Genomic DNA, 22,111 nt, shown 5'->3' on the forward strand with positions numbered 1-22,111 from the left:
AGAACAATCACGCCTTGACCACTGAATGACCGGAAATCCATAGTCAGAGGTGGCTCACTTCTCGATGGAAATGCCGGCTCAGTTCTGGGTGGAAATCAACAGCTGAATACATCCCCTGTACCAATTTTGAATACCCGTGACGAGTAATATGGAGGAACAATGGTCGGTTCGACGTTGCGCTCATAGACCGCTACTCCCCGTACTCCACGCTTCACGACTATCACCGTCTCTTGCTCGCTAGATGACAACACAGTCGCGGCGGCAGCTGTTATATCAGCGCATCCTGCATAGCGGCATAGCTCCAGCTCATTCATCACTAAAGCAAGCTGCTTTGCTGTTGACCCGTTTGCACCAAACGCCTGAGGCCGAATTGCTGTCTGAGGATCGTAAATCACCCTCTCGGCATGCACGATAGCAGACCCTTCAAGAAACCCGAACCTTAGCACCACATCTCCGGAAACATGTATAGGAGGTTGTTGGGAGATAGCTTCAGGTATGGGCTCGATGTGTGGCTGAGAAAGTGGATGAAAGTAAGCGAACATAATTGCGGTATCGGAGGGGGTCGACGAAACGTGCACGCCGAGTGCTGTCAGCATGTCTGACCCAGGGCTGTTTTCGTTCAGGGCGTAGGTGTGGAGAGTGCTCCTTGGTGAGAGAACACTAATCGCTGCGGCAGCGCGCGCCCCTGAACCAAACTGAGCGTTCCACGTCGGCGTTTCGCACAGTTCGTGGTATAACCCACCCGCTATATGCATTTTGGCAATCCCAAAACCCCTTAATATAATCATTCTTTTTCTACACTTCAGCAGACCACTAATAGGATCTTCAACGTGTGCTGGGATCTATGGAACTATAGACGCGGTACGTTGTAAAGCGAAGCGATGTAGTCGTTTTCGGTGCTAGGCGCTGATGCGCAAAGCACGTTTAAATGGCCACCTTCCAGACCGTTGGGCATACTGACACTCTACTGCTGGTGCGAGCCAATCACACTTACTGTTGCAACCGACGTCCGTCTTCCGTTCTCACTAGCTGACCAAGCTGACATCTCACAGCGGTGTTTTAGAATGACTGGTCTTCTTAGGATGCCGCTGCCTCCATGCCGCATCGCCGTCAGGCCGCTTTCCGCCCTTCAGCGACATTCGGCCCGTCGCATCCGATCGGACGGCTGAGCAGTCCACAGAGAATCGAGCCGGAGCCTCTCCCGACAGGATTGTCGCACACGGCTGATTGTCGGGTAAGGCAGCAGCGGCACAGGGTACCCCTGCTGCTGTGTCTCCTGAACACAAATTGCGGCTGCCAGTTCACCTCAACAGAGCCGCGATCCTCTTGATGATGTCGGTGCGATCATCCCCTTTGCAGCCACAGCGCTTCGCAGTCTTCAGGCATCGGCAAAGCTCGTCGAGGTTCAACCCCGCTGATTTCAGGCGTTCGGCCAGCCGCGGATCAATGACGTTCCCGCAAAACAAGCATTCGAGAAGGTCGCCCCAGTCAACGCCGTCACCAGAGCCAGGATCGGAGCCGCCCCCTGACGGATCGCCCCCGCCATTGGGATTGTCGCCTCCCTGCCAGACGGCAGCCGTGCGTAGCGCTTCGCGCATGAACGGCTGCTCGTGAGATGTCATGCCGGACGCAAGGAAGCGGAACTTCCAGACGCCGCTTTGATCGGCGACGACAGTGTTCTGGAACACGCCGGGGTCACCCGCCACCGCGGGCAGGGGCAGCAGTGCTGTCGTACCATCCGGCCGGACAAGCTCGGCCCGCACCGCAGCAGAGCCGCGAAAGATCGCGCCATATTCGGTCAGCACCGCGCGGGCGGTGACCGTTGCGCCCGGCTGCAGGCTGCTCTGGTGGAGGGCAGGGGTCATGCGCAGGTTCGATAGGGCGGTCACGCTGACCGAATAGGGAATCGTAAAGCTGGCGCCGCTCCATCCGGGATTGTCCTTGATGCCCGTCCCGCGCGGATTGAGCGCCAGGAGCAGCGTCCATCGTCCCGCCTGCGCGGGCTTGCCGCCTGCAAGAAGCGGCAGGCCCGCGCGCATGTGCATCACCTGCGGGCTGGCCCGCGCGATCAGGGCAGGGTCCCCGAAACCCACGATATCGCCGGCTGGCGTTTCCAGGGCCATGATGAAGAAATGCGCCGGCTTGCCCAAGGCAATAGCCGTGATCTCGACATCCTGTTCAGTGACGTCAAAGGGAATACGGACAACCTCTCCCGGTGCGATCCGCCCTTCGGGATCGAGAACCACGTCGTTGTTGTTCACGCCGGCCAGGATCTGGAGATAGTACTTCTCCAGCAGGAAGCCATCATCGGTCGAGAGGTTGCCTGTCATTAGAAGATAGCCGCCTGTCCCGCTGGTCAGGGCATTCAGCGTGGCGGGGCGGATCTGTTCGGGCGTACCCAAGCCGACGGCATAGACCTCGGACGTGATCGCATCGGCAACATCGGCGATCCGTTTGTCCGCCGTCTCAATCCCATCGGTCATGACCAGCATGGCGCGATTGTCCCAGGTGCCGGGTGCGCCGGTCAGCTTTTGGGCAGCCAGCTCGATCCCGTCCCCGATCGCTGTCATACCGGCCGGATTGGACACATGCGCACCGATGGCGGCGATCGCCGCATCGCGGCCTTGGCCCGCCCCTGGGGCGCCCGCGACCGCCACATCGAGGATGGGATGAGGGTCGTGATCATAGGCGTTGATGCCGATGCCATTGTCGTCCCACAGAAGGTCGGCAAAGACCGATGCTGCGTCTCGGAGCACCTGTTCCTTCGTGCGTCCTTCATCCGTGAGATCAAGCATCGAGCCTGACTTGTCAAAGACCAGTTGCGTGGCCACGCGGGGGCGGGCAATCACGTTTGCAACCAAGGTGACGAGGAAGTCCTCGCCCGTTTCGAGGCAGCGGATCGTGATCTGCTGCGATGGGACGGGACCCTGTGTCGCGCCCGCCTGAAACTGCAACCAAACATAGCCCGGCCAGGGAGCAGGTCCGGCGGGTGGGGCCACGACCAGGGTGCCTATTGCCGGAGCAAAGGGCGCGGTCGGGGCGGTGATGATCTGGAACGTCACCGGCAGGGCGCTGTTCACGTTGAAGCGTGCGGCGCGATTGACGGTCAGGCCGGTGGGCACGTCGTTGAAATCGACAGTCGGTGTGGCCAAGGTCACGTCGCCGCCAGGCGTAGGCTGCGCGAAGGGTGCCAGGTCTGCCACGATCTTGCCGGTACAAACGGGGCAAAACGGGTCTGCCGTGTCGCGCATCATGCAAGTCCAGACCGGGCGGAACGCTTCGCAGTGGCTGTACTTGGCCCCCTCGAAGGTGCCGACGACACCTGCCGCCACGGGACTGGGGCCGGGGTCGGTCGACGCGCAACTCGGGTTGGACCGTGTGGGTGACGCGGACCCGGCGGTCACCAGGGCCTTCCATTTCACCAAAGCAGGGTCCGGCTGAATGGTGACATTCACTTCGTCCGGCTCACCGTCCGCAAAGATGTCGGGACCGCCGTAATCGTACTCGTCGGCCAGCTCAAAGGCCGAATGGCCGATCTCGTGAAGCACGACTTCGCGCCAGTCGCTAGACTGGTTGCTGGACCAGGCGATCGTGCCACCGGCGCCGCCACGTTCCGGATCATTCACCAGGACCTGTATCTGGTTCCAGTCCGGCAAGAGACTGGCAACAGTCGCTTCAACAAGCGCGCTGTCGCCGCTCAGCAGTCGCTGGGTCGTGCCGTCTGAGCAAAAAGTCGAGTCGAAATAGGTGGCGGCCGTCGTGGCGCCGCCGTTGACCCCGTCGCAGTCGGGGTTGTCGGCGCCTGAGTCCGTCGAGGTGACGTCCAGCCGATAGATGTTGATTCCGGCAATGATCTCGGGCCGGTCAAAGGGAGGCACTGCGAAGATGAAATCGCGGATGGCATCGGCGTCGGCCGCAAACTGGGCCATGTCAGTGTTGCGATAGCCGTCCGAGACGATGACGAGGTTCCACCGAGATGCAGGAGAGCCGGAGTCAAAGATCTTTGTCATTCCAATAACGGTGCCGTCAGACGTAGCCATCAGCGTGCCTCCTCTTGGCCAGTCTGGCGGAGACTGATCTCGGCAATCACGCGCTTCTGGATGCGTGCCTCGGCAGTGCCTGCATCCGCACTGCGCCGCCCACGCTTTGCAGCGGTCGCGTCGACCACCGCCGCGGATCGGACCCGCTCGTCGGCGGGCACGCGGACAAAAATCACTTTGCCTTGCGGTACGGGCGCCCGGCCAAAAGGCCGATCTGGATCGGCCGTCGGATACTCAAGCATATCCGGGAGGCTTTGCGTGACGCTGCGACGATAAAGGGTCCGGCCATGTTCATCCCGCAGTTCCAGAAACCGCCCGACCGTATTGCTCTCTTTCTCGGGTCGAGATGTCCGCTCCTTACCATTAGGCCTCTCTGGATTGCTCCAGGTGCCCCCAAGGGTGCGACCCGCGATCCAGTCTGCCGATCTGGCAATGTAGCCGTCGCCTTCGCGAATGAATGATAGTCTCCAAGATCCAAACATAATATTAACCTCGAAATACAATGGCGAACTTCCAGATTAATATTAGCAGAAAAATGGATGTCTATAAACATGATTCTGAATAACGGCACTTCCATAATTGTCTAGTGGATGGGTTATAATCATGGGAGTGATTGATAAAAATAATACGCTGATGGAACATATAAGTATCATTTTTTAAAAGTTTCTTAGTGGTTTGCACCTCAAAACTAGCCGGTGGGGAGCTTGAGGTTACAGCCTGCCCTTCAGAGTGAAGCAGGCCAATTGAGGTGTAGGCCGAGGATCACTCGAGAATATCTGGAAATTCTGGATCGTCAGGCTGCTTCGTGCCTGTTTCGCGACGTTTACGGTTCCGGATTGCGCCAGGAGGTGACGCCTCAAACCGCCTCGATGCTGACCCTGGCCCTTTCGCCGCCCAGGGCCGCAAAGGCCCGCTGGCGGCAGGTCAGGACCAGGATCTGCTGGTCCTGGGCCACCCGGTGCAGGGCGGTGAACATCGCCTCGATCCGGTCGTCGTCGCTGTGGACCAGGGCATCGTCCAGGATCACCGGAACCTGCGTGCCCGCCCGCGCGAACAGCCGCGCGAAGGCCAGCCGGGTCAGGATCGCCACCTGTTCCCGCGTGCCGCCCGACAGGATGTCCAGGGCCTCGGGCTGGCCGTCGCGGGTCAGCACGGCGGGCAGCAGGGTCTGGTCGTCGATCTCCAGCGTGGCGCCGGGATGGATCACCGCCAGCAGAGGCTGCAATTCGCGCAGCACCGGCCCGAGATAGGCGTCCCGCGCCTGCCGCCGCGCCTCGTCAAGCGCCTGGCGCAGGCGGGTGAGCGACTGCACCTCGGCGGCGTATCGCGCGGCGCGGGCCTGGGCCTCGGCCAGCCTGCCGCGCACCTCGTTCAGATGTTCCTCGATCCCTTCCTCGGCCAGGGTGCCGATCGAGCCGTTGAGCATCGCCAGATCCTCGCGCAGGCGGTCGCGCTGCGCCCGGGCCTGGTCCGCGACCGATTGCGCCCTCGACAGCGCCGCGCGGGCCATGTCCAGGTCGGGGGCCGCCTGTTCCAGCCGCGCGCATTCGGCCTGGGCCTCGGCCATCCGGGCCTGGTGGCCCGCGCGGGCATCGCGCAGGTCGCGCAGCCGGTCGGCCAGCGCCGCCGGATCGCCGGCCTCGGCGGCGGCGGCATCGTGGGCGCGACGGGCGGCCGCCAGCGTGGCGGTGGCGGCCGCCCGTGCCTCGGACGCGGCGCGCAGAACGGCCTGGGCTTCGGAAGCGGCTGCGCGGGCCTGGTCCTCGGCGGTCGAGGCGGCGGCAAGGTCTGCTTCAAGGGCGGCGGGGTCGCCCGCCTCCTCAGCGCCCGCACCGGCCTCTGCGGCCGTCTGTGCATGGGCCTGGCGCAACGCGTCAAGGCCGTCCGGCGCAAGCTGGGTCAGCAGGGCCTGGGCGCTGCGCATGCTGTCGTCCAGCCGCTGCGCCTCGACCAGGCGGGCGCGGGCTTGGGCCAGGTCCTCGGCCCCGCAGGCGGACAGCCGCTGGGCCAGCGTGGCCGCGGCCTTGTCCAGCTGCGCCCGGTCGCCGCCGGTCTGGGTGCCGGGGTCGATGCGCATGGTGCCGATGCCGGGCAGGTCGAAGTCGCGCGGGCCCGTCAGGCGGTGCGGGCCTTCGGGCAGGTCGGCCCCGTCGGCGCGGACCCGCGCGGCGCCGCTATAGGCAAGGGACAGGCTGACCGACTGCGCGTCCAGGCGGGCCTCGGCCCGGTTCAGCTCGTCGGCGGCCTGTTCGGCGGCGGCAAGGGCCTGCGGCGTCACCACCAGCAACCCGCGCTGCGCCCGCTGTGCCTCGATGTCGGCGCGCAGGCGTTCGGCCTCGGCCAGGCTGCGGGCCAGATGCGTGGCGCGGTCCTGGGCCGCGCGGGCAAGGCGCGTCCGCTGCGCCAGGGCCAGACGGTCGCGCAGGGCGCGGGTGGCGGCCTCGGCATCCCGAAGGGCTGCGGCGGTGTCGCCTTCCGCCTGGGACAGCGCGGTGGCGCGGCTGTCGTGGCGGGCCGCATCCTCGGTCGCCGCGGCCAGGGCCCGGGCCGCGCGGGCGGCGCGGTCAGACAGTGTTTCCAGCCGCTCGATCTCGGCGCGGGCATTGTCGTCGGTGGCCCGCGCCAGGGCCAGGGCGCGCTGCGCCGCCCCCAGGCGGTCGGCATGGGCCTCGGCCTCGGCCAGGGCGGCGCGGGCCGCAGTCAGGGCCTCGGCGCGGCGCTGATCCTCGGCTGGGTCGTCCAGGGCTGCAAGCTGGCGCTGCGCCTCGCTGCGGCGGGACAGGTCGCCCGACAGCCGCGCGGCCTTGGCGGCAAGCTCGGCCTCCTCGGCGCGCAGGGCCTCGGCCTCGGCCTCGGCCCGCGCCCATTCGCCGCCCGCCTTGGGACGCCCGGTCGCCGTCGCAAGCTGGCCCAACGCATCGCCCACCCGCGCCACCACCCCGTCCAGCCTGCGCCCGCCGGTCATCATCTCGATCTCACCCGCGACCGAGGACAGCAGATCGCGCCGCGCCGACAGCGCCCGTTCGCGGTCGGACTTGTCGCTGGCCGAACTGCCCTCGGGTTCCAGTCCCAGCAGGCCTTGCCGCACCCACAGAAGGCCCGACGGCCCCGACAGCCCGGCCCCCAGCATCCGGTCGATCCAGGCCTCGGCCTCGTCGTCCTGGGCCACGGTCCGCCCGTCGCGCGACACCCTGGCCGAGGCGCGGGTCAGCCACCGCTTTTCCACCCGGTAGCGCCCGTCGGGCAGGTCCAGATCCGCCGCCACCTCGGGCGCGCCGCCGACATGGGGTTGCAGCGCCTTGATGCCTGCGCGGGTAGCGCGGTGGCGTTCGAAGAACAGCGCGTGGATGGCGTCGAAGAAGGTGGACTTGCCGAACTCGTTGGGCTCGCACAGGACGGTGATGCCGTCGCCGATCCCCTCGATCCGGGCGGTGTGGCCGGCGAAGCGGCGCACGTTGGTCAGGTGCAGCGCACGGATCTTCATGCCCCCACCTCTTGCGCCAAGGCGTAGAGCCGCGACAGCGCCGAGGCCGCCACCGCGCGCTCAGTGGCGCTGCGGTCGGGATCGCCCGCCTCGGCCAGCAGCGCCTCGGCCGCCTGGCGCAGCGCGCCCGCGCGGTCGATCCCGTCCAGGTCGTCGGGCCGCGCCTCGGTCGCGAGGCCGGACAGGTCATGGCCGAACCAGCCGAAATCGGGGGCGGCCGCCTGCGCCGCCGCATCAAGCGCGGCCCGGTCTGACAAGGGCAGCCGCCCGGTGGCGACAAGCCGGACCAGCAGGTTGCGCCGCAGCCTCAGTGGGGGCAGGGCACCGTCCAGCCGGGCCAGCGGATCGTCGCCGGGCAGCAGGTCCAGCGTGACCGTCTGCCAGCCCATGCTGCCGGTTTCGACCGGGCGAACCCGCGCGGTCCCGTCCAGCGTCACCAGCAGCGCGCAGCAGGCCGCAGAGTGCTTGAAGCCATCGGCCTCGGGCGTGCCGGAATACCAGGTGGACCCGTTCACTTCCATCCGGCCGTGCCAGTCGCCAAGCGCCAGGTAGTCAAGGCCGCACCTTTGCGCCCGGTCGGGGGCGATGATGCCCGCCACGCCGTCCTCGCCCGAGAAGTCGGCAATGGCGCCGTGGCCAAGGCCGATGCGCAGGCAGCCCTCGGGTGTGGGTGCGGCCATCGCCTCGGTCAGGTCGCGGCCGGGGCGGCGCTGCGTGCAGGGGGCGGGCAGGACCATCACGCCGGGGGCCAGTTCGACCGGATCGGGGCTGGTGATCGCCCGCAGGTTGGCGGGCCCGTCCTGGGCGATGCGCCGCCACAGTTCGGTGGCAGCCAGGCTGTCATGGTTGCCCGGCAGCATGATCCAGGTGATGTCGGCCTCGGCCGCCATGGCGCGCAGGGCGTGGCGCAGGGTGTCGGGGGCGGGGGTCTCGGCGTCGAAGGTGTCGCCCGCCAGCAGCACCGCGCCCGCGCCCCCGTCCCGCGCGGCCTGCGCCAGCCGGGCGATCGCGTCGTGGCGGGCCTCGCGCAGGCGGTTGCGGATGGCCTCGGGATAGGTGCCGAAGGCCTTGCCCAGGTGCAGGTCTGAGGAATGCAGGAAGCGATACATCGGAAAAGGGATCCTTCGGGTCGGCACTGTCGCGGATCGAGAACAGAACACGCACGCCGCTGGTTCGGCAACCCCAAAGAGGCGTCGAGCGCTTTGTCCTGGCAGGCTGATGACCCGCCTGTCCTGCGCCGCCTGCCATAGAGAGCCAGAGGTCTGGCGGACCGTCTGTAACGGGTTGAGGGTTGGAGGAGAGGCCTCCGGCGCCCGTCACGGAGGACTTTCCAATGTCTGGAACAAAGCGAGCTGCCCGAGCGACACATCCTGCAGGCGGCGGTCATTCCACAGGGTCCCGCCGCTCCCGGGGAACTGCCCCATCATCTCGCGGGACACATCCTGAAGCGCGCGCTGACATCTACACGCGCGTTACCGCAGAAATCATCGCGGCCCTCGAGCACGGGGCCGGTGAGTGGCACGCCCCGTGGTTCCATGACGGTGCCCATGCCGCGCGCCCCACCAATGTTGCATCAGGCAAGCGTTACCGGGGCATCAACATCGTGGCGCTGTGGGTCGCGGCCATGACATCGGGCTACAGCGATGGCCTGTGGGGTACCTATCGGCAGTGGCAGGCTGCCGGTGCTCAGGTCCGCAAGGGTGAGCGCTCGACCACCGTGGTCCTGTGGAAGCAGATCGCCTCGCGCGAGGAGACAAAGGCAGAGGACGACGGCAAGGACGATGGCGGCCGCACCCGGATGGTTGCGCGGGCTTTTTCGGTCTTCAACCTGGCCCAGGTGGATGGATACGAATGCCCTCTGACACCGTACCTGTCCGAGAGCGAGCGTCTGGCGCATGCGGAAGACTTCATCGCCAACCTTGGGATAAGAACCGTGTTTGGCGGCTCAGAAGCCTTCTACCGTCCCTCCGTGGACACGGTGTTCATGCCCGAGTTCGCGAAGTTCCGGAATGCCCCCTCCTTTTACGGTGTCTGGATCCACGAGATGGGCCACGCCTCAGGGGCCAGGCACAGGCTTGACCGCGATCTCTCGGGCCGGTTCGGCTCGGAGGCTTATGCGGCCGAAGAATGCTGTGTCGAGATCCTCAGCGGCTTCGTGCTTGCCGATCTCGGCATTGCCCATCATCCGCGGCCCGACCATGCCGCCTACATCGCCTCGTGGCTCAAGGTCATGGCGGCAGACCCCCGCGCGATCTTCACGGCTGCCGGCAAGGCGCAGCAGGCCGCCGACTGGATGCATGCGCAGCAGCCCGCTCTCACACCACCCGGCGCACCCGCTGAAACGGATGCGGGCCACCCCGGCTGTCTCGGTATCGCCGGCACTGTCCAGCAAGGTGGGCCATAGACCCGTCAGCGCAGCGCGGCCGTCGCAGCACCAGCATAAAGCGCCTCGATCTTGCGCAACTTGTCGCGCAGGCATTCCTCGGAGGACAGGGCCATCAATGAAGCGTCGGCTTGGCAAAGGGGATGCCGTCAAGCCTCTGGTGACGGGCCCGGGCGCAGGACAGCACGGCCTCGTGGATCTCGGTCTCCATGATCCGGGTCAGCTCCTGCAGATGCCTGAAGGTCGTCTCCAACTGAGGACGGTCATCCGGTTTGGGCTCACGCATTACCAGCTCACGGATGCCGGCCATCATGGCCCGCAGCTCCTGGAGGCGACCGACGGCCTCATGCGCACGCTGGGGCAGATCAATGGCCTCCTCGCCATTGAAAAGCCCTTCGAGAAAGCCGTCCAGTTCTTCAAAGCGGACACGGGCGTAGCGGGCGACCTGTGCCGCGGTGGCGTCCATAGACAGGCGCGTGAGCCGGAAGGGCTGGCTTCGCTTCTGATGGCGGGTCAGGTCGTTCCACAACCCCTGCACCAAAGCCTCGAGCAGCTCATTGAGATCATCCATGCTGTCGAACGGCGGCAGTTCGCCGCCCCACAGGCCCTTGATGATCGGCAAGGGCGAAATCGACATCGCCGGAGTGGCAATATTGCCGAGGAAGCGGGTGCGCACCGCGTGAAACGGCACAGGGCAGGCGTACTTGGCAAGCAGCGCCTTGACCGCTTTCCCGGCGGGAGACTTGGCAGTTTTCTTCATGGCCACCCCTTGCAGACACACAAGCGTAACCGCCTCGGGGCGCGGGGTCGAGGATTGGTTGCCTTGCAGTTCGCGTGGCCGCCGAACCCGGATCAAGCTTTTCACCAAGAGCAGCCTTGTCTGCACCGGCGAGGACGAAGACCTGTGTCGATGCGCTTCAGACCGCCTTTACCAGCCCTTGCATCCGTTCAGGGCGATGCTGCCATCGCGGGTGATCCACATTGGCTCGGTGGCTGAGATCCGGACGCAGGCTCGGGTGGGAGAACGACCAGAGGGAAAGGAGGGCCGGGGGGATCGTGACGGGTTAACAGCCAGGGAGAGAGGCTCCCCGGCACCCGTCGCGGAGAACACTGCCATGGCCAAAGCCATATCCCCCATCACCCTCGCGTCCGCGCGCGACATTCCCTTCGACAAGCTGGTCCTCAGCCAGTCCAATGTCCGGCGGATCAAGTCCGGCATGTCCCTTGAGGACCTCGCCCAGTCCATTGCCCGGCGTGGCCTGATCCAGTCCCTCCATGTCCGCCCGGTTCTGGGAGAGGACGGCCAGGAGACCGGCCTCTTCGAGGTGCCGGCCGGCGGCCGGCGCTTCCGGGCGCTCGAGCTGCTGGTCAAACAGAAGCGCCTGGCCCGGAACGCACCCGTGCCCTGCATTGTCTCGCAGGCCGGGGCAGCATCCGGTGTTCCCATCGCGGAAGTGTCGCTGGCCGAGAACATCGAGCGGGCCCCCCTCCATCCGCTTGATCAGTTCCGCGCCTTCCAGACCCTGCGCGAGGAGGGCATGACCGAAGAGGCCATCGCCGCGGCCTTTCTCGTCGACGTGAAGATCGTCCGGCAGCGCCTGCGGCTGGCCGCGGTCTCGCCGGCGCTGCTCGAGGTCTACGGCGAGGACGCCATGACGCTCGAACAGCTGATGGCCTTTACCGTGACCGACGACCATGCGCGCCAGGAGCAGGTCTGGCAGGTGGTCAAGGACAGCTGGTCGAAGGAGCCCTACACCATCCGCCGCATGCTGACAGAGACCACGGTGCGGGCCTCCGACCGCCGGGCGCTCTTCGTAGGCGTCCCGGCTTACGAGGCGGCGGGTGGCATCGTGCTGCGCGATCTCTTCGAGACCGACGATGGCGGCTGGCTGCAGGATGCGGCTCTGCTAGACCGTTTGGTCACAGAGAAGCTTGAGCGCGAGGCTGAGGCGATCGCCGCGGAAGGTTGGGCCTGGGTCGAGGTTGCCGTCAGCTTTCCCTACGGCCATGACCGGGGGTTCCGTCAGATCGGCGGAACAGTCGTCGATCTGACGGAAGAAGAGCGTGCCGCGCGCGAGGCCCTGCGCGACGAATACGACCAGCTGGAGGCCGAGCATGCCGAGGCCGAAGAGCTGCCTGAGGACGTCCACCGGCGGCTCGGCGAGATCGAGGCGGCGCTCGAGGCCTTCGAGACCCGGCCAATGGTCTTTTCGGCCGAGGAGAAGGCCCGGGCAGGGGTGTTCGTCAGCCTCAGGGCCGATGGCAGCCTGAACATCGATCGCGGCTATGTCCGGCCGCAGGACGAAAGGCCGGTTTCGACAGGGGGTGACGATGCCGGGAACCTGCCCGACACGGAAGCCGGGCAGGGAGAGGGCGAGACGACCCGGTCCGACGGGAGCACCCTCGAGGGTCAGCCAGCTAGCGGTGAGGACGGCGACGAGGCCGCCGACATCCACAAACCCTTGCCCGAGCGGCTGGTCTCGGAGCTGACCGCGCATCGCACCCTGGCGCTTCGGGATGCTCTGGCCATGCATCCCGACGTGGCGCTGACAGCCCTCCTGCACCGGCTGGTGATCGATTGCTTCGGGGGCCGGTCGGCCGGCGCAGCCTTGGAGGTGGCCGTGCGTCCCGTGCATTTTCCAGAGCAGGCACCGGACCTGGGCGAGAGCTTGCCCGCCCGGAGCATCGCGGCGCGGCATGCCGGCTGGCAGGCTGACCTGCCCCTGACCGAGGGCGACGACGCACTCTGGTTCTGGATCGAGAGCCTCGAGGAGCCCCGACGTCTGGCGCTTCTCGCCCATTGCGTGAGTTTCGGGGTCAATGCGCTTGTCGAGCGGCCAAACCCCTATAGCGGCATGGGCGTGAGTCAGGCAGGCCTCGAGCGACGGCTTGCCGAGGCCGACCGGCTGGCCCGAGCCACCGGCCTCGATCTCGCCCGGGCCGGCTGGCGGCCCACGGTCGAGAACTATCTTGGCCGGGTCACCAAGCCGCGCATTCTCGAGGCGGTGCGCGACGGGGTCGGGGAGGAGGCTGCCCGGCGCATCGAGCACCTGAAGAAGCCCGACATGGCGCGGGAAGCCGAGCGGCTCCTGGCCGAGACCGGCTGGCTGCCCGGGCCATTGCGGCTGAGGACTGCCGAAGACGACCTCGGCAGATGGGCGGGCGACGAGAGGCTATCTTCTGTTTGGCCCCTGTCTGACAGCAACGATCGGGAGAGCATCGGGCTCGACGGTGGGGCGACCTCCACAGACGAGAGCCAACCCAATGCCGGGGAGAACGGCAGCCTGCGGCAGGGCGATCGCGATCCCGAGGGCATCGCTGCGGAGTGAGGGGGGCTGCGGGGCGGCGTTTGTCGCCCCGGCAACATCATCACGCGCTTGTCCGGGAGGGTGCCCCGGGATCTCGAGAGGGAGAGGCGGGCGGGACAAGCTGCGCCTGAACGGATCCAGAGAAGCCGTCCAGGCCGCCCATCCCGTTTCTCATTTTCGGAGACCCCATCATGAGCATGACCACACCGGCCTTCACGCCCGCCACGCCTGTTGCCGAGCACCGCCGCATGGTGTTTCTGCCCCGGCTGTTCGGACCCCGCCTGTTCCTCATCGGCGAACAGGCGGTCTTCGGCTTCATGGAAAAGCTCAGCCCGGCGGACTACACGGGCGGCATCTGGGACTTCTGCGAACGGGCAGGCCAGCCACTTTATCTGGCGCCGACCTCCCGGCCTCGCTTCCACCTTGTTTGGGACGGCAATGGCTATGAAGGCGATGTCTCGGCTGACGCCGCCGGCATCATCGCCACGCTGTTTGCCTTTTCGCACCTGTCGTTCCGCCATGATGCCCCGGAGCTCACCGACGGCTTTGCCCGGCTTTACGCCCATGCCGCGGATCATCCCGAGGCGCGCGAGATTTTCCAGGCCATCGACTGACTGCTGCAAGCGCCCGGCCTTCCTGGTTGGGCGCTTGTTTCATGCGGGCTGTCGCTGCGGTGGCTGACGATCTTGATCGGATGGCGGCAGGCGGGCGCTAGCCCGGGTCGAACCCGTTTGGGGGCATGGCTGCGCTCGCGTGCTGTCTTGCCCGGCAGCGGTCCTTGTGCATACCGGAGGAGGAACGGGGCGACAGACAAGGCGGAACCGATGACGGATAAGAGCCCGATCCCCGATGACAGCCTGGACGCTCTGGCGCAAACCCTGGCGGACATGCTGGGCGTCGACACGTCTGAGGCCATGCGCCGGGCTTTGCGGAACGAGATCGAACGTGTGAGGTCCACACCCACCCTTGACGACCAGATCGAAACCCTGCGCGAGACGGTGAAGAACTACGGCCGCAAGTCGACGCGCATGGTGCACCCGTCAAAAAAGCGTTGATCGTCCTCACAAATCGGCCCTTTGCGCCGTAACCTGTCACTTGGCCAAAGCACCCTATTCCGGCGCCCTGCTTGACGTCGCGTGGCCAAACGCCGCCATCGGACATGCGCTGATCCTGGACTACGCCCGCCAGAGCACTGCTGCGTTGGTGCTGGTCTCTACGAGATGGCACCGGTCCAACAATTCCTTTCCCAAGCGTTGATCGAGGGGCAGCCGAAAAGGCAGAGGCGGATTTGGATCGGGGATGAGCCGGCGCGGTCGAGAGAGCACCGCGGGCTCGCTTCTGTTCTTCCGCTCTCCCCAGGAGTCCCCCATGCCCCGTCATGAAGCACTGGATCTGGCAATCCGTCTTGGCCGGCAGGCCGAGGCAGTCTGCCGCCATTACCTGTCGTCCGGCCATCGTGCCGGAAACTACTGGCTGGTCGGGGATGTGCATAACACCCCCGGCCGTTCGATGTTCGTGCGCCTGAGCGGGCCGGAGACCGGCAAGGGTGCCGCAGGCAAGTGGACGGATGCATGTGACGGCTCCCACGGTGATCTGCTCGACATCATCCGCGAAGCACAGGGCCTTGCCGCCTTCAAGGACGTGGTGGCCGAGGCACGCCGGTTCCTCGCACTGCCTCACCCCGAGCCGGCACCGCAGCAGGGAAGAGGCAGCCATTCATTCTCGGCGGCATCTGGTTCGCAGAAGGCAGCCCGACGGCTCTTCGCCATGGCGCAGCCAATCGCGGGTTCCCTGGTCGAGACCTACCTTAGGGGGCGTTCCATCACCAGCCTGACCGGCACGGGCGCGCTGCGCTTCCACCCCCGGTGCTACTACCGGCCAGACGGGCAGGCGCGCCCCGAACCCCGCCCGGCGATGATCGCCGCCGTCACCGATCTTGCCGGCCGCCAGACCGGCGCGCATCGCACCTGGCTTGCCCCTGACGGCTCCGGCAAGGCCGCGATTGCCACGCCGCGCCGGGCCATGGGAGAGCTCCTCGGCCACGGCGTCCGCTTCGGAGTAGCCGATGATGTGTTGGCCGTGGGCGAGGGCATCGAGACCGTGCTGTCGCCGCGCCAGGTCCTGCCCCGCATGCCGATGCTGGCAGCCCTCTCGGCCGCCCATCTTGCCGCCGTGCTCTTCCCTCCCACGTTGCGCCGCCTTTATGTCCTGTGCGACCGTGACCCCGCCGGCGACAGAGCGCGCGACAGCCTTCTGGCCCGAGCGGCCAGCCTCGGCATCGAGGCGATTGCGCTTGTGCCCGTGGCGGGCGACTTCAATGACGACCTACGGCATCGTGGCGCTGCTACCCTGAGCGCGGCGCTGAAGGACGTGCTTCATCCCGACGACCGACGCCGTTTCCTGCAGGGGTGAGGCAGGGTCCGTGCTGGTGGCCGGGCCTCTGCCCTTTGGACGGGTCCCTCCCTGTCCCGGTCACCTCTCCTTCACGCGCGGAGATCCGCGTTCCGGGCCTTCGAGGAGGGCAATCGGCGCACAGCCGGATCGGCCGGGCAATGGCGGCGGCCGACTATTTTCCGCCGCGTCCTGCGGACGCTTTGCATCGCGAAGCAAAATAGCCGGCCTTGGCCATCAAGGCCCTCGCGAGGCGCGAGGGCTGCCCGTCCGGCCCGCCCGTGCGCTGCGATGCCCGCGAAGGCCGCGAGAAACGCGGGCCCCGCCCCATCGAAGGAGAACGCGATGACACAGGATCCCGACGACCAGGCCCCCGAGCCGGTCCACACCGTCTCCCAGACCGACCATGTCCTCACCGAACTCCAGCTTTACGGCTGGCGTCCCTTTCAGGACGAGCCCGATCCCCGGCCGTTGCCCGAGGCCGATACCGTCTCCAGCGCCGTGTCCGACATCTTCGACGCCCTGGTGGCGAGCCTGAGTGACACCCGGCTCGAGCCCGATCTCGAAGAACTGCTCTGGGGCACCGTCAATCTCTTCCACCGTGCCGCGGCCCGCGTCGAGCGCGAGCTCGACAGCAACGAACAGACGCAGCGCCGGCTGCAACGCGAGCAGGACGGCAGCGAGGTGAAGTCGGTTGAGCTCGAACGCCTCACGGCCGAAGGGCAGACCCTGATCGAACGGCGCGACGGCATGGAGCTCTTCCGCGACCTCGCCACCGAGGCCTTCGAGCACCACACCGGCAGTGCCTGGCGGCCACGCACGGGCTCGATGGTCAGCCATCGCCATCTCACGGCGGCGATGATCGACAGCCGCGACTTCCTGGCCGCCAAGCGCCGGGCCGAGACGGAGGTGATGCTGCCTGCCGGGCCAAAGGTGGCCATGACCGGCGGGGCAGACTTCAACGATCACCGGCTGATCTGGGCCAGGCTCGATCAGGTCCATGCCAAGCACCCCGCCATGGTGCTCCTGCATGGCGGCTCACCTAAGGGCGCGGAACTCATTGCCTCCCGCTGGGCCGATCACCGCAAGGTGCCGCAGATCGCCTTCCGTCCCGACTGGACGAAGCACGGCAAGGCCGCACCCTTCAAGCGCAATGACGCGCTGCTCGATGTCCTGCCGGTCGGTGTCCTGGTCTTCCCCGGCACCGGCATCCAGGAGAACCTGGCTGACAAGGCCCGCAAGCTGGGCATCCCGGTGATGAAAATCGAGGGCGCCGCGTAAGCGCCGTTCTCTAGCGCCTTCTGCCTGCCACGGCTTCGTTGTCAGACACCGCCTGCTGCGCCGCCCTGCGGCGTGTGGTCCGGCAAAAGGTCCGGGTAGCGCGGGGAGCGCCGTGCAGGGGGATTCGGTCAAGCCGAACGCCCCCTGCAGGACAGCATAGCGCCTGGCCCGCACCGGTGTCGGAAGGGAAGAAAGACGGGAACCGCCGGTTCCCCCGTCAACTGGAAAATCAAGCCCCAAGGGGGCACCCCCATCTTCCGCGCCGCCGGGCGGCGGCTTGTGCAGACGGGGCCCCCGACCCTTGGGGCTTGATTTTCCAGTTGCCGGGCCCCCCTCCCGCCCTCGCCGGGAGGCAGCCCAGGAAGGTGAGACGCGCCGGGGGCGCGGCTCGCCTTCCCGGTCCGCTCCCATTCTTGAAGAAGGGCAGGGCTGTGAGGGGATCGCCAGATCAGAAGGAGGGTTTTCTCATGACGCGGTATCAATGCATCTCCTGCGAGGCCACCCAGACCACGGCGGGCACCCGTCCAGACGCTTGCCGCCATTGCGCGGGGCCGGTCTTCGATCTCGACCGCTACGAGGCTGCCATGGCCGAGGCGCGGATCATCGGGGCGCAGAACGACGCCTTCCGGGCAGCCCTTGGGCAGACCGAGTGGCAGGGCGAGACTCTGCGCGGCAGGGTGGTCGTGACGCGCGGGATCGTTGCCCGTGGCCCTGACTTCGTGGACGCGGCCCTCGACCGGGTGCGCATCGACGCAACCGTCATGGACGATCATGGCACCGATGGCCTCCGCAGCTTCGGCATGCCGGATGTGCCGCACGGAGACGAGACCGTGCGCATCTACTGGAAGATCGACCTTTACGACACCGACGGGTTGATGGGACCGGAGGTGGAAACGGATCCCGCACAGACGATCCGCGTCCTCACCCTCTGCCTGCCCGACGAATACTGATCCGGCATGGGCGGCTTTGAAAGCAGGGCCGCCTGACCACCGCACGAGGCTTGTCCGATATTCTGGGCTGTCAGGAGAGCTGGACTGCGACGTTCGAGCATTCGCTCTGACGTGCATTCTGACGGCTCTCGCATCTGACCTGGCGGCAGTGCCTTGCCGATGTCCCGAGAGCTTCTCAAGCCATTCGGCTCCACCTGAAACAGGTCCGGCGGCGTGACAGTCATTCCAGCACTCCTGGGGTGAGAACAGGGTGCCGATGTTGCCGAGGGCTTCAGGTCAGACATCGCCTCGTTCCGAGACGTCCGCGAGTATTTCATTTTTGTCAATTGCTGGTCCCTTATGAGCAGAAGGATCGTTGTTTCTCCTCATCCCTTGAGGGAGGGCAGCACATGACCGACGCGACACTCTCGCTAGACGGCCTTGAGCCGATCAGCGGCAACGTCGAAATCGGCGGCGACTATATCCGGTTCAGCGCAGACGCGGCTCTCGACGAACGTCAGATCAACGGGCCTCATGAGGGGCAGCTGTCCCTGGACGGTGCCGACGAACGGGTTGTTCTCGAAAGCTATCACGCCATTGAGGGCGGCGGCTGCGAGATAACCCTTCGACGCATTACGCCATCTGCGTCCTGATAAGGGTCAGTCATATTGGCGGATGCGACCAAATGGCTCTTGGTCATGACCTTGGCCGTCCTCCTGACGTTGCACTCAGCATAGGGACAAGGCAGCCTTAACGCGACTGCGAGATGTCCAGTGGCACGCCGCGACAGGACGCGTTCCCGCAGCTTGGTGACGACGGCGTAAAGATGGAACCCTTGCAGGATAGGGACAGGCCCGACCCGCCTGTCGCATGTGCGACAGGCGCGGGTTCACCAGAACCCAGGCAAGCGGTCGCATACTGGCCGGATTGCGCCGGAAATCTCTTGCTACGCGGCTGAGCGCTATGCCAAGCAATGTCTTGTTGTGCAGCGGAGAGGGACAATGGCACGCGGGACAGTCAAGTGGTTCAACAGCGACAAGGGTTATGGCTTCATTGCGCCGGAGGCCGGAGGCGGAGATGTGTTTGTCCATATCACGGCCGTTCAGCGCGCCGGGTTGGACACCTTGCGCGATGGGCAGAAACTCTCTTTTGAGCTGGAGACCGGCCGCAACGGCAAGACAAGCGCGGTCGATCTGCAGACCCTCTAGAAGCACGCGGCGCCAGGCTAGGCTGATGTCGTTCCCGATCTGTCGTCCTGGCCGGTGCGCCTGAACCCTCTCTTCACAGAGAACACCCCCCCGCTCACACCCGTGGCGCGCCGCCAGCAGATGCCACTTCGCAGATATGGGGGTGACCGGTCGCTGTTGCTTCCAGTCCATCAGAACGGTGCCATGAGGGGCGAGAACGTCAGCCGGGCGGGAACACTCTGAAACCAACCACACACACCCGCTCGGCTGATAACACCTTTATGTCTGCGCCGGGCGTTGAGGGATAGTTGTTCTTTCGGGCAGGGGGACAGTGCCCTTTGGCATTGGCTCCTGGCGGCTGCGGCTCACCTGCTGTGACCTATTGCCTGACCCTCTGTTCAGCAAGGACCTGGCGGGGTAAAGCAGTGCGGTTACGCGAAGACGGCGAAGCCGAGCGGCGGCGCTTGGCTCGGCCTCGGCGGTGACCCAGCCATTGGACTGACCACCTCCTGAGAAGCTGTCAAACGCTTGCGGGCGGTGTGGGGGTGATCTCCTCTCTGTGCGGGACAAAGCCCGTGACAGATCCTCCAAAATATGGCATGGTAAGAAGAGTAGGCATGGCAGGAACTGCACAATGTTTACGAGCTTGGATCGAACCCAGCCATGAGCCGTTCTCGCCTGACATCGTCCGGGCGTGACACACCCCTCCGGCCCGTGCCGCAGGACGGCAGCACCGATGCATCAGCCGGCAATCGAGACCCGAAGGCACACCCGACGACTTGTGCCAAGCCGGCGGGAAAGCATGCCCGCGACAGTGCGACCACGGATGGCAAGCCGGTCTCGGCCCGGCTGTCACCAGTGGAGATCCAGGCTCTCGAGCAGCTGAAGGCCGCGTGGGGGTATGGCTCCAACTCGGACGCGCTGCGGGCCCTGGTCCGGGCCGCGTCGGGCCTGCTGGAGTTCGACCCGGTCACGGCCGGCAAGCTCGATGCGCTCCGGGGAGACCTGCAGGGGATCGGCGCGAGCCTCACCCGGATCGCGCTTGCCGGCCATCGTGGCCGCATCGATCTCGTGCGGCAGGAATGGGCGGCGGTCGAGGCTGCGCGGCAGTCCTTGCCGGCGGTCCGGCTTTTTCTGCAGGCCATGGTGGACGAGCATCGCCGTCGCGGTACGCGAATGTTCCAGGCCTTTCAGGAGGCGCGGGATGGCTAGCCTGGCTCAGGACCTGATCGGCGATATCCGTCTGCGCCGCGTGGGTCGCGGCCGGGGTGCGCGCAACACCGGCTTTGCCAAGGGACGGCAGGCGAGGGCAGGGGGGTCGTCCTTCTCGGCCCGGGCGCGCAACCTTTGGCGGGTCGGGCAGGGGTCCAACGCGGTGGTGCTGAAACGCATCCGGCGCGGCGGCACCCATACCGCCAGACGGCTTACCGCACAGCTCGACTATCTCTTCGGCAAGTCCGAGGCGGTGTTTGGCAACATGGTCGCTTTTGAGCTCGAGGCACGGGATCTGTCATCCCGGGAGCGGCGCGAGATTGCGCGAGACTGGTCGGACGGCTGGCGGGGGGAGCCGAAGAATGGCCATACCACGCATCTGCTGCTCTCCTTTCCTTATGACCTTTCGCCTCGAAAGGCGCTGCGGATTGCCGAAGCCTGGGCCTTCGAGATGTTCCAGTCGGGCACCCATATCCAGGACGAGTGGGCCTATGTGGCGGCGCTCCATACCGACCGCTCCCACCCTCATGTCCATATTGTCCTGAACAACCGCGGCCTCGAGAACGGCACCTGGTTCTACATTGCCCGCGACGCCGTCTTCAGCCTGGACCTCATGAAGGAGCGGCTGGCGGAGATTGCCGCGGAGTTCGGTGTGACGCTTGACGCCTCCTCGCGGCTCGAGCGGGGCATTCTGACCTATGGGCCCACCCGTGCCGAGATCGAGGGGGCCGCGCGCGAGCATCGGCCGGTGCGCGAGCGGGCGCTGCAGGGCCCGGCGCTCGAGGAGGGGCTGGCGGTGGTCAGCCGCAGCGCCGCCACGCTCAGGACGCTGGCCGGGATCGCGAGCCTCGCCCGACTGAAGGACGTCAAGATAAACATGGAGCGGGCGGCGGCGATCCTGGAGGCGGGGGGCATCGTGAGTTCGAAAACCCTGGAGGGTGAGATGATGGACATGCAGAACACGGACACGCCGCGGACCCGGCAGGATCTGGATCGGGTCTTCTCGGGATGGCTCGAGCGGGTCGAAGGCGAGATCGCCACGCTCGGACCCAAGGACCGGCGCAGGATGCGTCACGAACTGGCCAAGGTCACCACGGCGATCCTGCGCGATCTGGGCGATGCGCGCGGGGCCGAGCTGGTGCAGGAGCCGCCACGCTCGGCGCTTTACCGGACCGAGCTGGACGGGGATGCCATCACCCGGGGCAGCGCGACACGGGTGCTGAGCGGTGAGGCCACCCGCGAGGTCCGCGCGGCCGTCGTGGCCGCGGCCGAAGCCATCGGCATCGAGCGCGGCGCAATGGAGCGGCGGCTCGAACATCGGGCGGCGAATGCCTGGCAGGAGCGGGAGTGGGTCAAGGCGGACCTCAGGGCCGTCTCGGCCGCACATCAGCTCGATCTGGGGGATGCCAAGGGGCGGGCGCAGGCAGCAGCTCTCTTGGACCGCTTCCATGCCCAGGCCACGACGATCCTGGACGGTGCCCTGGGGATGGCAAGCGAGAGGACCGCGCACCAGCAAGACGACGACCGGCTGGTGCGGACCCTCGAGACGCTGGCCACCGTGCACCACCGGCACGGCCGGGTGGAGTTCGAGCGAGAGGATCATGCCGAGCGTTTCGCCACCGACCTGAAGGAGCGCTACGGCGAGACGGTCATGGCGCAGATCGCCAGGGGTGACGATCGGGCGCTGGCTTCAGACTTTCCCGAGCCGGTGCAGCGACGCGAGATTGCCCGTGCCTTGGTGGCAGCCGCCGAGAGCCACGAAAGCATCGGTCTTTCCCTCCGGGAGGCGATGCAGGCCAGGGAACGGCTGAACGAGCATCGTCGTGAGCAAATACCGCACGAGCTTGGCCGCAAGGAGCACGACCTGGATCTGTGAACCCCGAGCTGATCGAGCCC

At 66.3% G+C, this 22,111-nt stretch carries 17 protein-coding genes; 11 read left to right on the forward strand and 6 right to left on the reverse strand.

Annotated features, from left to right (window positions below):
• Positions 1-95 precede the first annotated feature (95 nt).
• The 5 genes from ACTJI6_RS18065 to ACTJI6_RS18085 all read right to left on the reverse strand — a co-directional run bounded on the left by ACTJI6_RS18065 (position 96) and on the right by ACTJI6_RS18085 (position 8,633).
• Complete coding sequence (locus ACTJI6_RS18065) at positions 96-596, reverse strand: hypothetical protein (protein ID WP_440802655.1); 501 nt, start codon at positions 594-596, stop codon at positions 96-98.
• A 705-nt stretch (positions 597-1,301) separates the two neighbouring features.
• Entirely contained in the window at positions 1,302-4,040 is a 2,739-nt protein-coding gene (locus ACTJI6_RS18070) for a M64 family metallopeptidase (RefSeq protein ID WP_440802657.1), read from the reverse strand.
• Positions 4,040-4,543: a hypothetical protein gene (locus tag ACTJI6_RS18075; protein ID WP_440802659.1), complete on the reverse strand. Its 504-nt coding sequence runs from the start codon at positions 4,541-4,543 to the stop codon at positions 4,040-4,042. Before ACTJI6_RS18075 ends, ACTJI6_RS18070 begins: the two co-directional genes overlap by 1 nt.
• Positions 4,544-4,896: 353 nt before the next feature.
• A complete protein-coding gene (locus tag ACTJI6_RS18080) occupies positions 4,897-7,524 on the reverse strand; it encodes an AAA family ATPase (RefSeq protein ID WP_440802662.1) in 2,628 nt (875 codons plus the stop codon).
• On the reverse strand, positions 7,521-8,633 hold the full coding sequence (locus ACTJI6_RS18085; protein WP_440802665.1) for a metallophosphoesterase family protein: 1,113 nt from the start codon (positions 8,631-8,633) through the stop codon (positions 7,521-7,523). The genes ACTJI6_RS18080 and ACTJI6_RS18085 overlap by 4 nt, the downstream gene beginning before the upstream one ends.
• Positions 8,634-8,983: 350 nt before the next feature.
• Here ACTJI6_RS18085 and ACTJI6_RS18090 point away from each other — a divergent pair, with 350 nt between their 5' ends.
• Positions 8,984-9,928 carry an ArdC family protein gene (locus ACTJI6_RS18090; protein WP_440802716.1) on the forward strand — a complete coding sequence of 315 codons (945 nt, stop codon included), beginning with the start codon at positions 8,984-8,986 and terminating at the stop codon, positions 9,926-9,928.
• Positions 9,929-10,022: 94 nt separating this feature from the next.
• On the opposite strand, the gene ACTJI6_RS18095 is transcribed toward ACTJI6_RS18090, so the two are convergent.
• Positions 10,023-10,667: a hypothetical protein gene (locus ACTJI6_RS18095; RefSeq protein ID WP_440802666.1), complete on the reverse strand. Its 645-nt coding sequence runs from the start codon at positions 10,665-10,667 to the stop codon at positions 10,023-10,025.
• A gap of 355 nt (positions 10,668-11,022) precedes the next feature.
• On the opposite strand from ACTJI6_RS18095, the gene ACTJI6_RS18100 reads away from it, so the two are divergent.
• From ACTJI6_RS18100 to ACTJI6_RS18145, 10 genes are all read left to right on the forward strand, one after another.
• Positions 11,023-13,236 carry a ParB/RepB/Spo0J family partition protein gene (locus ACTJI6_RS18100; protein WP_440802669.1) on the forward strand — a complete coding sequence of 738 codons (2,214 nt, stop codon included), beginning with the start codon at positions 11,023-11,025 and terminating at the stop codon, positions 13,234-13,236.
• A 170-nt stretch (positions 13,237-13,406) separates the two neighbouring features.
• On the forward strand, positions 13,407-13,829 hold the full coding sequence (locus ACTJI6_RS18105) for an antirestriction protein (RefSeq protein ID WP_440802671.1): 423 nt from the start codon (positions 13,407-13,409) through the stop codon (positions 13,827-13,829).
• A gap of 210 nt (positions 13,830-14,039) precedes the next feature.
• Positions 14,040-14,270 carry a type II toxin-antitoxin system VapB family antitoxin gene (locus ACTJI6_RS18110; protein WP_440802673.1) on the forward strand — a complete coding sequence of 77 codons (231 nt, stop codon included), beginning with the start codon at positions 14,040-14,042 and terminating at the stop codon, positions 14,268-14,270.
• A gap of 313 nt (positions 14,271-14,583) precedes the next feature.
• Positions 14,584-15,627 (forward strand): DUF7146 domain-containing protein, encoded by a 1,044-nt coding sequence (locus tag ACTJI6_RS18115; RefSeq protein WP_440802675.1) that lies wholly within the window; start codon positions 14,584-14,586, stop codon positions 15,625-15,627.
• A gap of 324 nt (positions 15,628-15,951) precedes the next feature.
• A complete protein-coding gene (locus ACTJI6_RS18120) occupies positions 15,952-16,887 on the forward strand; it encodes a DUF2493 domain-containing protein (RefSeq protein ID WP_440802677.1) in 936 nt (311 codons plus the stop codon).
• Between the two features lie 467 nt (positions 16,888-17,354).
• The gene (locus tag ACTJI6_RS18125; RefSeq protein ID WP_440802679.1) at positions 17,355-17,837 is read left to right on the forward strand and encodes a DUF3768 domain-containing protein; all 483 of its coding nucleotides are present in this window, start codon (positions 17,355-17,357) and stop codon (positions 17,835-17,837) included.
• Positions 17,838-18,226: 389 nt separating this feature from the next.
• A complete protein-coding gene (locus tag ACTJI6_RS18130) occupies positions 18,227-18,469 on the forward strand; it encodes a hypothetical protein (protein ID WP_440802681.1) in 243 nt (80 codons plus the stop codon).
• Between the two features lie 348 nt (positions 18,470-18,817).
• A complete protein-coding gene (locus ACTJI6_RS18135) occupies positions 18,818-19,024 on the forward strand; it encodes a cold-shock protein (RefSeq protein WP_440802682.1) in 207 nt (68 codons plus the stop codon).
• A gap of 642 nt (positions 19,025-19,666) precedes the next feature.
• Positions 19,667-20,215, forward strand: coding sequence for a hypothetical protein (locus ACTJI6_RS18140; protein ID WP_440802684.1), 549 nt, complete (start codon positions 19,667-19,669; stop codon positions 20,213-20,215).
• Positions 20,208-22,091 carry a relaxase/mobilization nuclease domain-containing protein gene (locus ACTJI6_RS18145; protein ID WP_440802686.1) on the forward strand — a complete coding sequence of 628 codons (1,884 nt, stop codon included), beginning with the start codon at positions 20,208-20,210 and terminating at the stop codon, positions 22,089-22,091. The genes ACTJI6_RS18140 and ACTJI6_RS18145 overlap by 8 nt, the downstream gene beginning before the upstream one ends.
• Positions 22,092-22,111: the final 20 nt, after the last annotated feature.

Origin of the sequence: Paracoccus sp. 22332 (genome assembly GCF_052045125.1) — a bacterium.
Classification (GTDB): domain Bacteria; phylum Pseudomonadota; class Alphaproteobacteria; order Rhodobacterales; family Rhodobacteraceae; genus Paracoccus; species Paracoccus haematequi_A.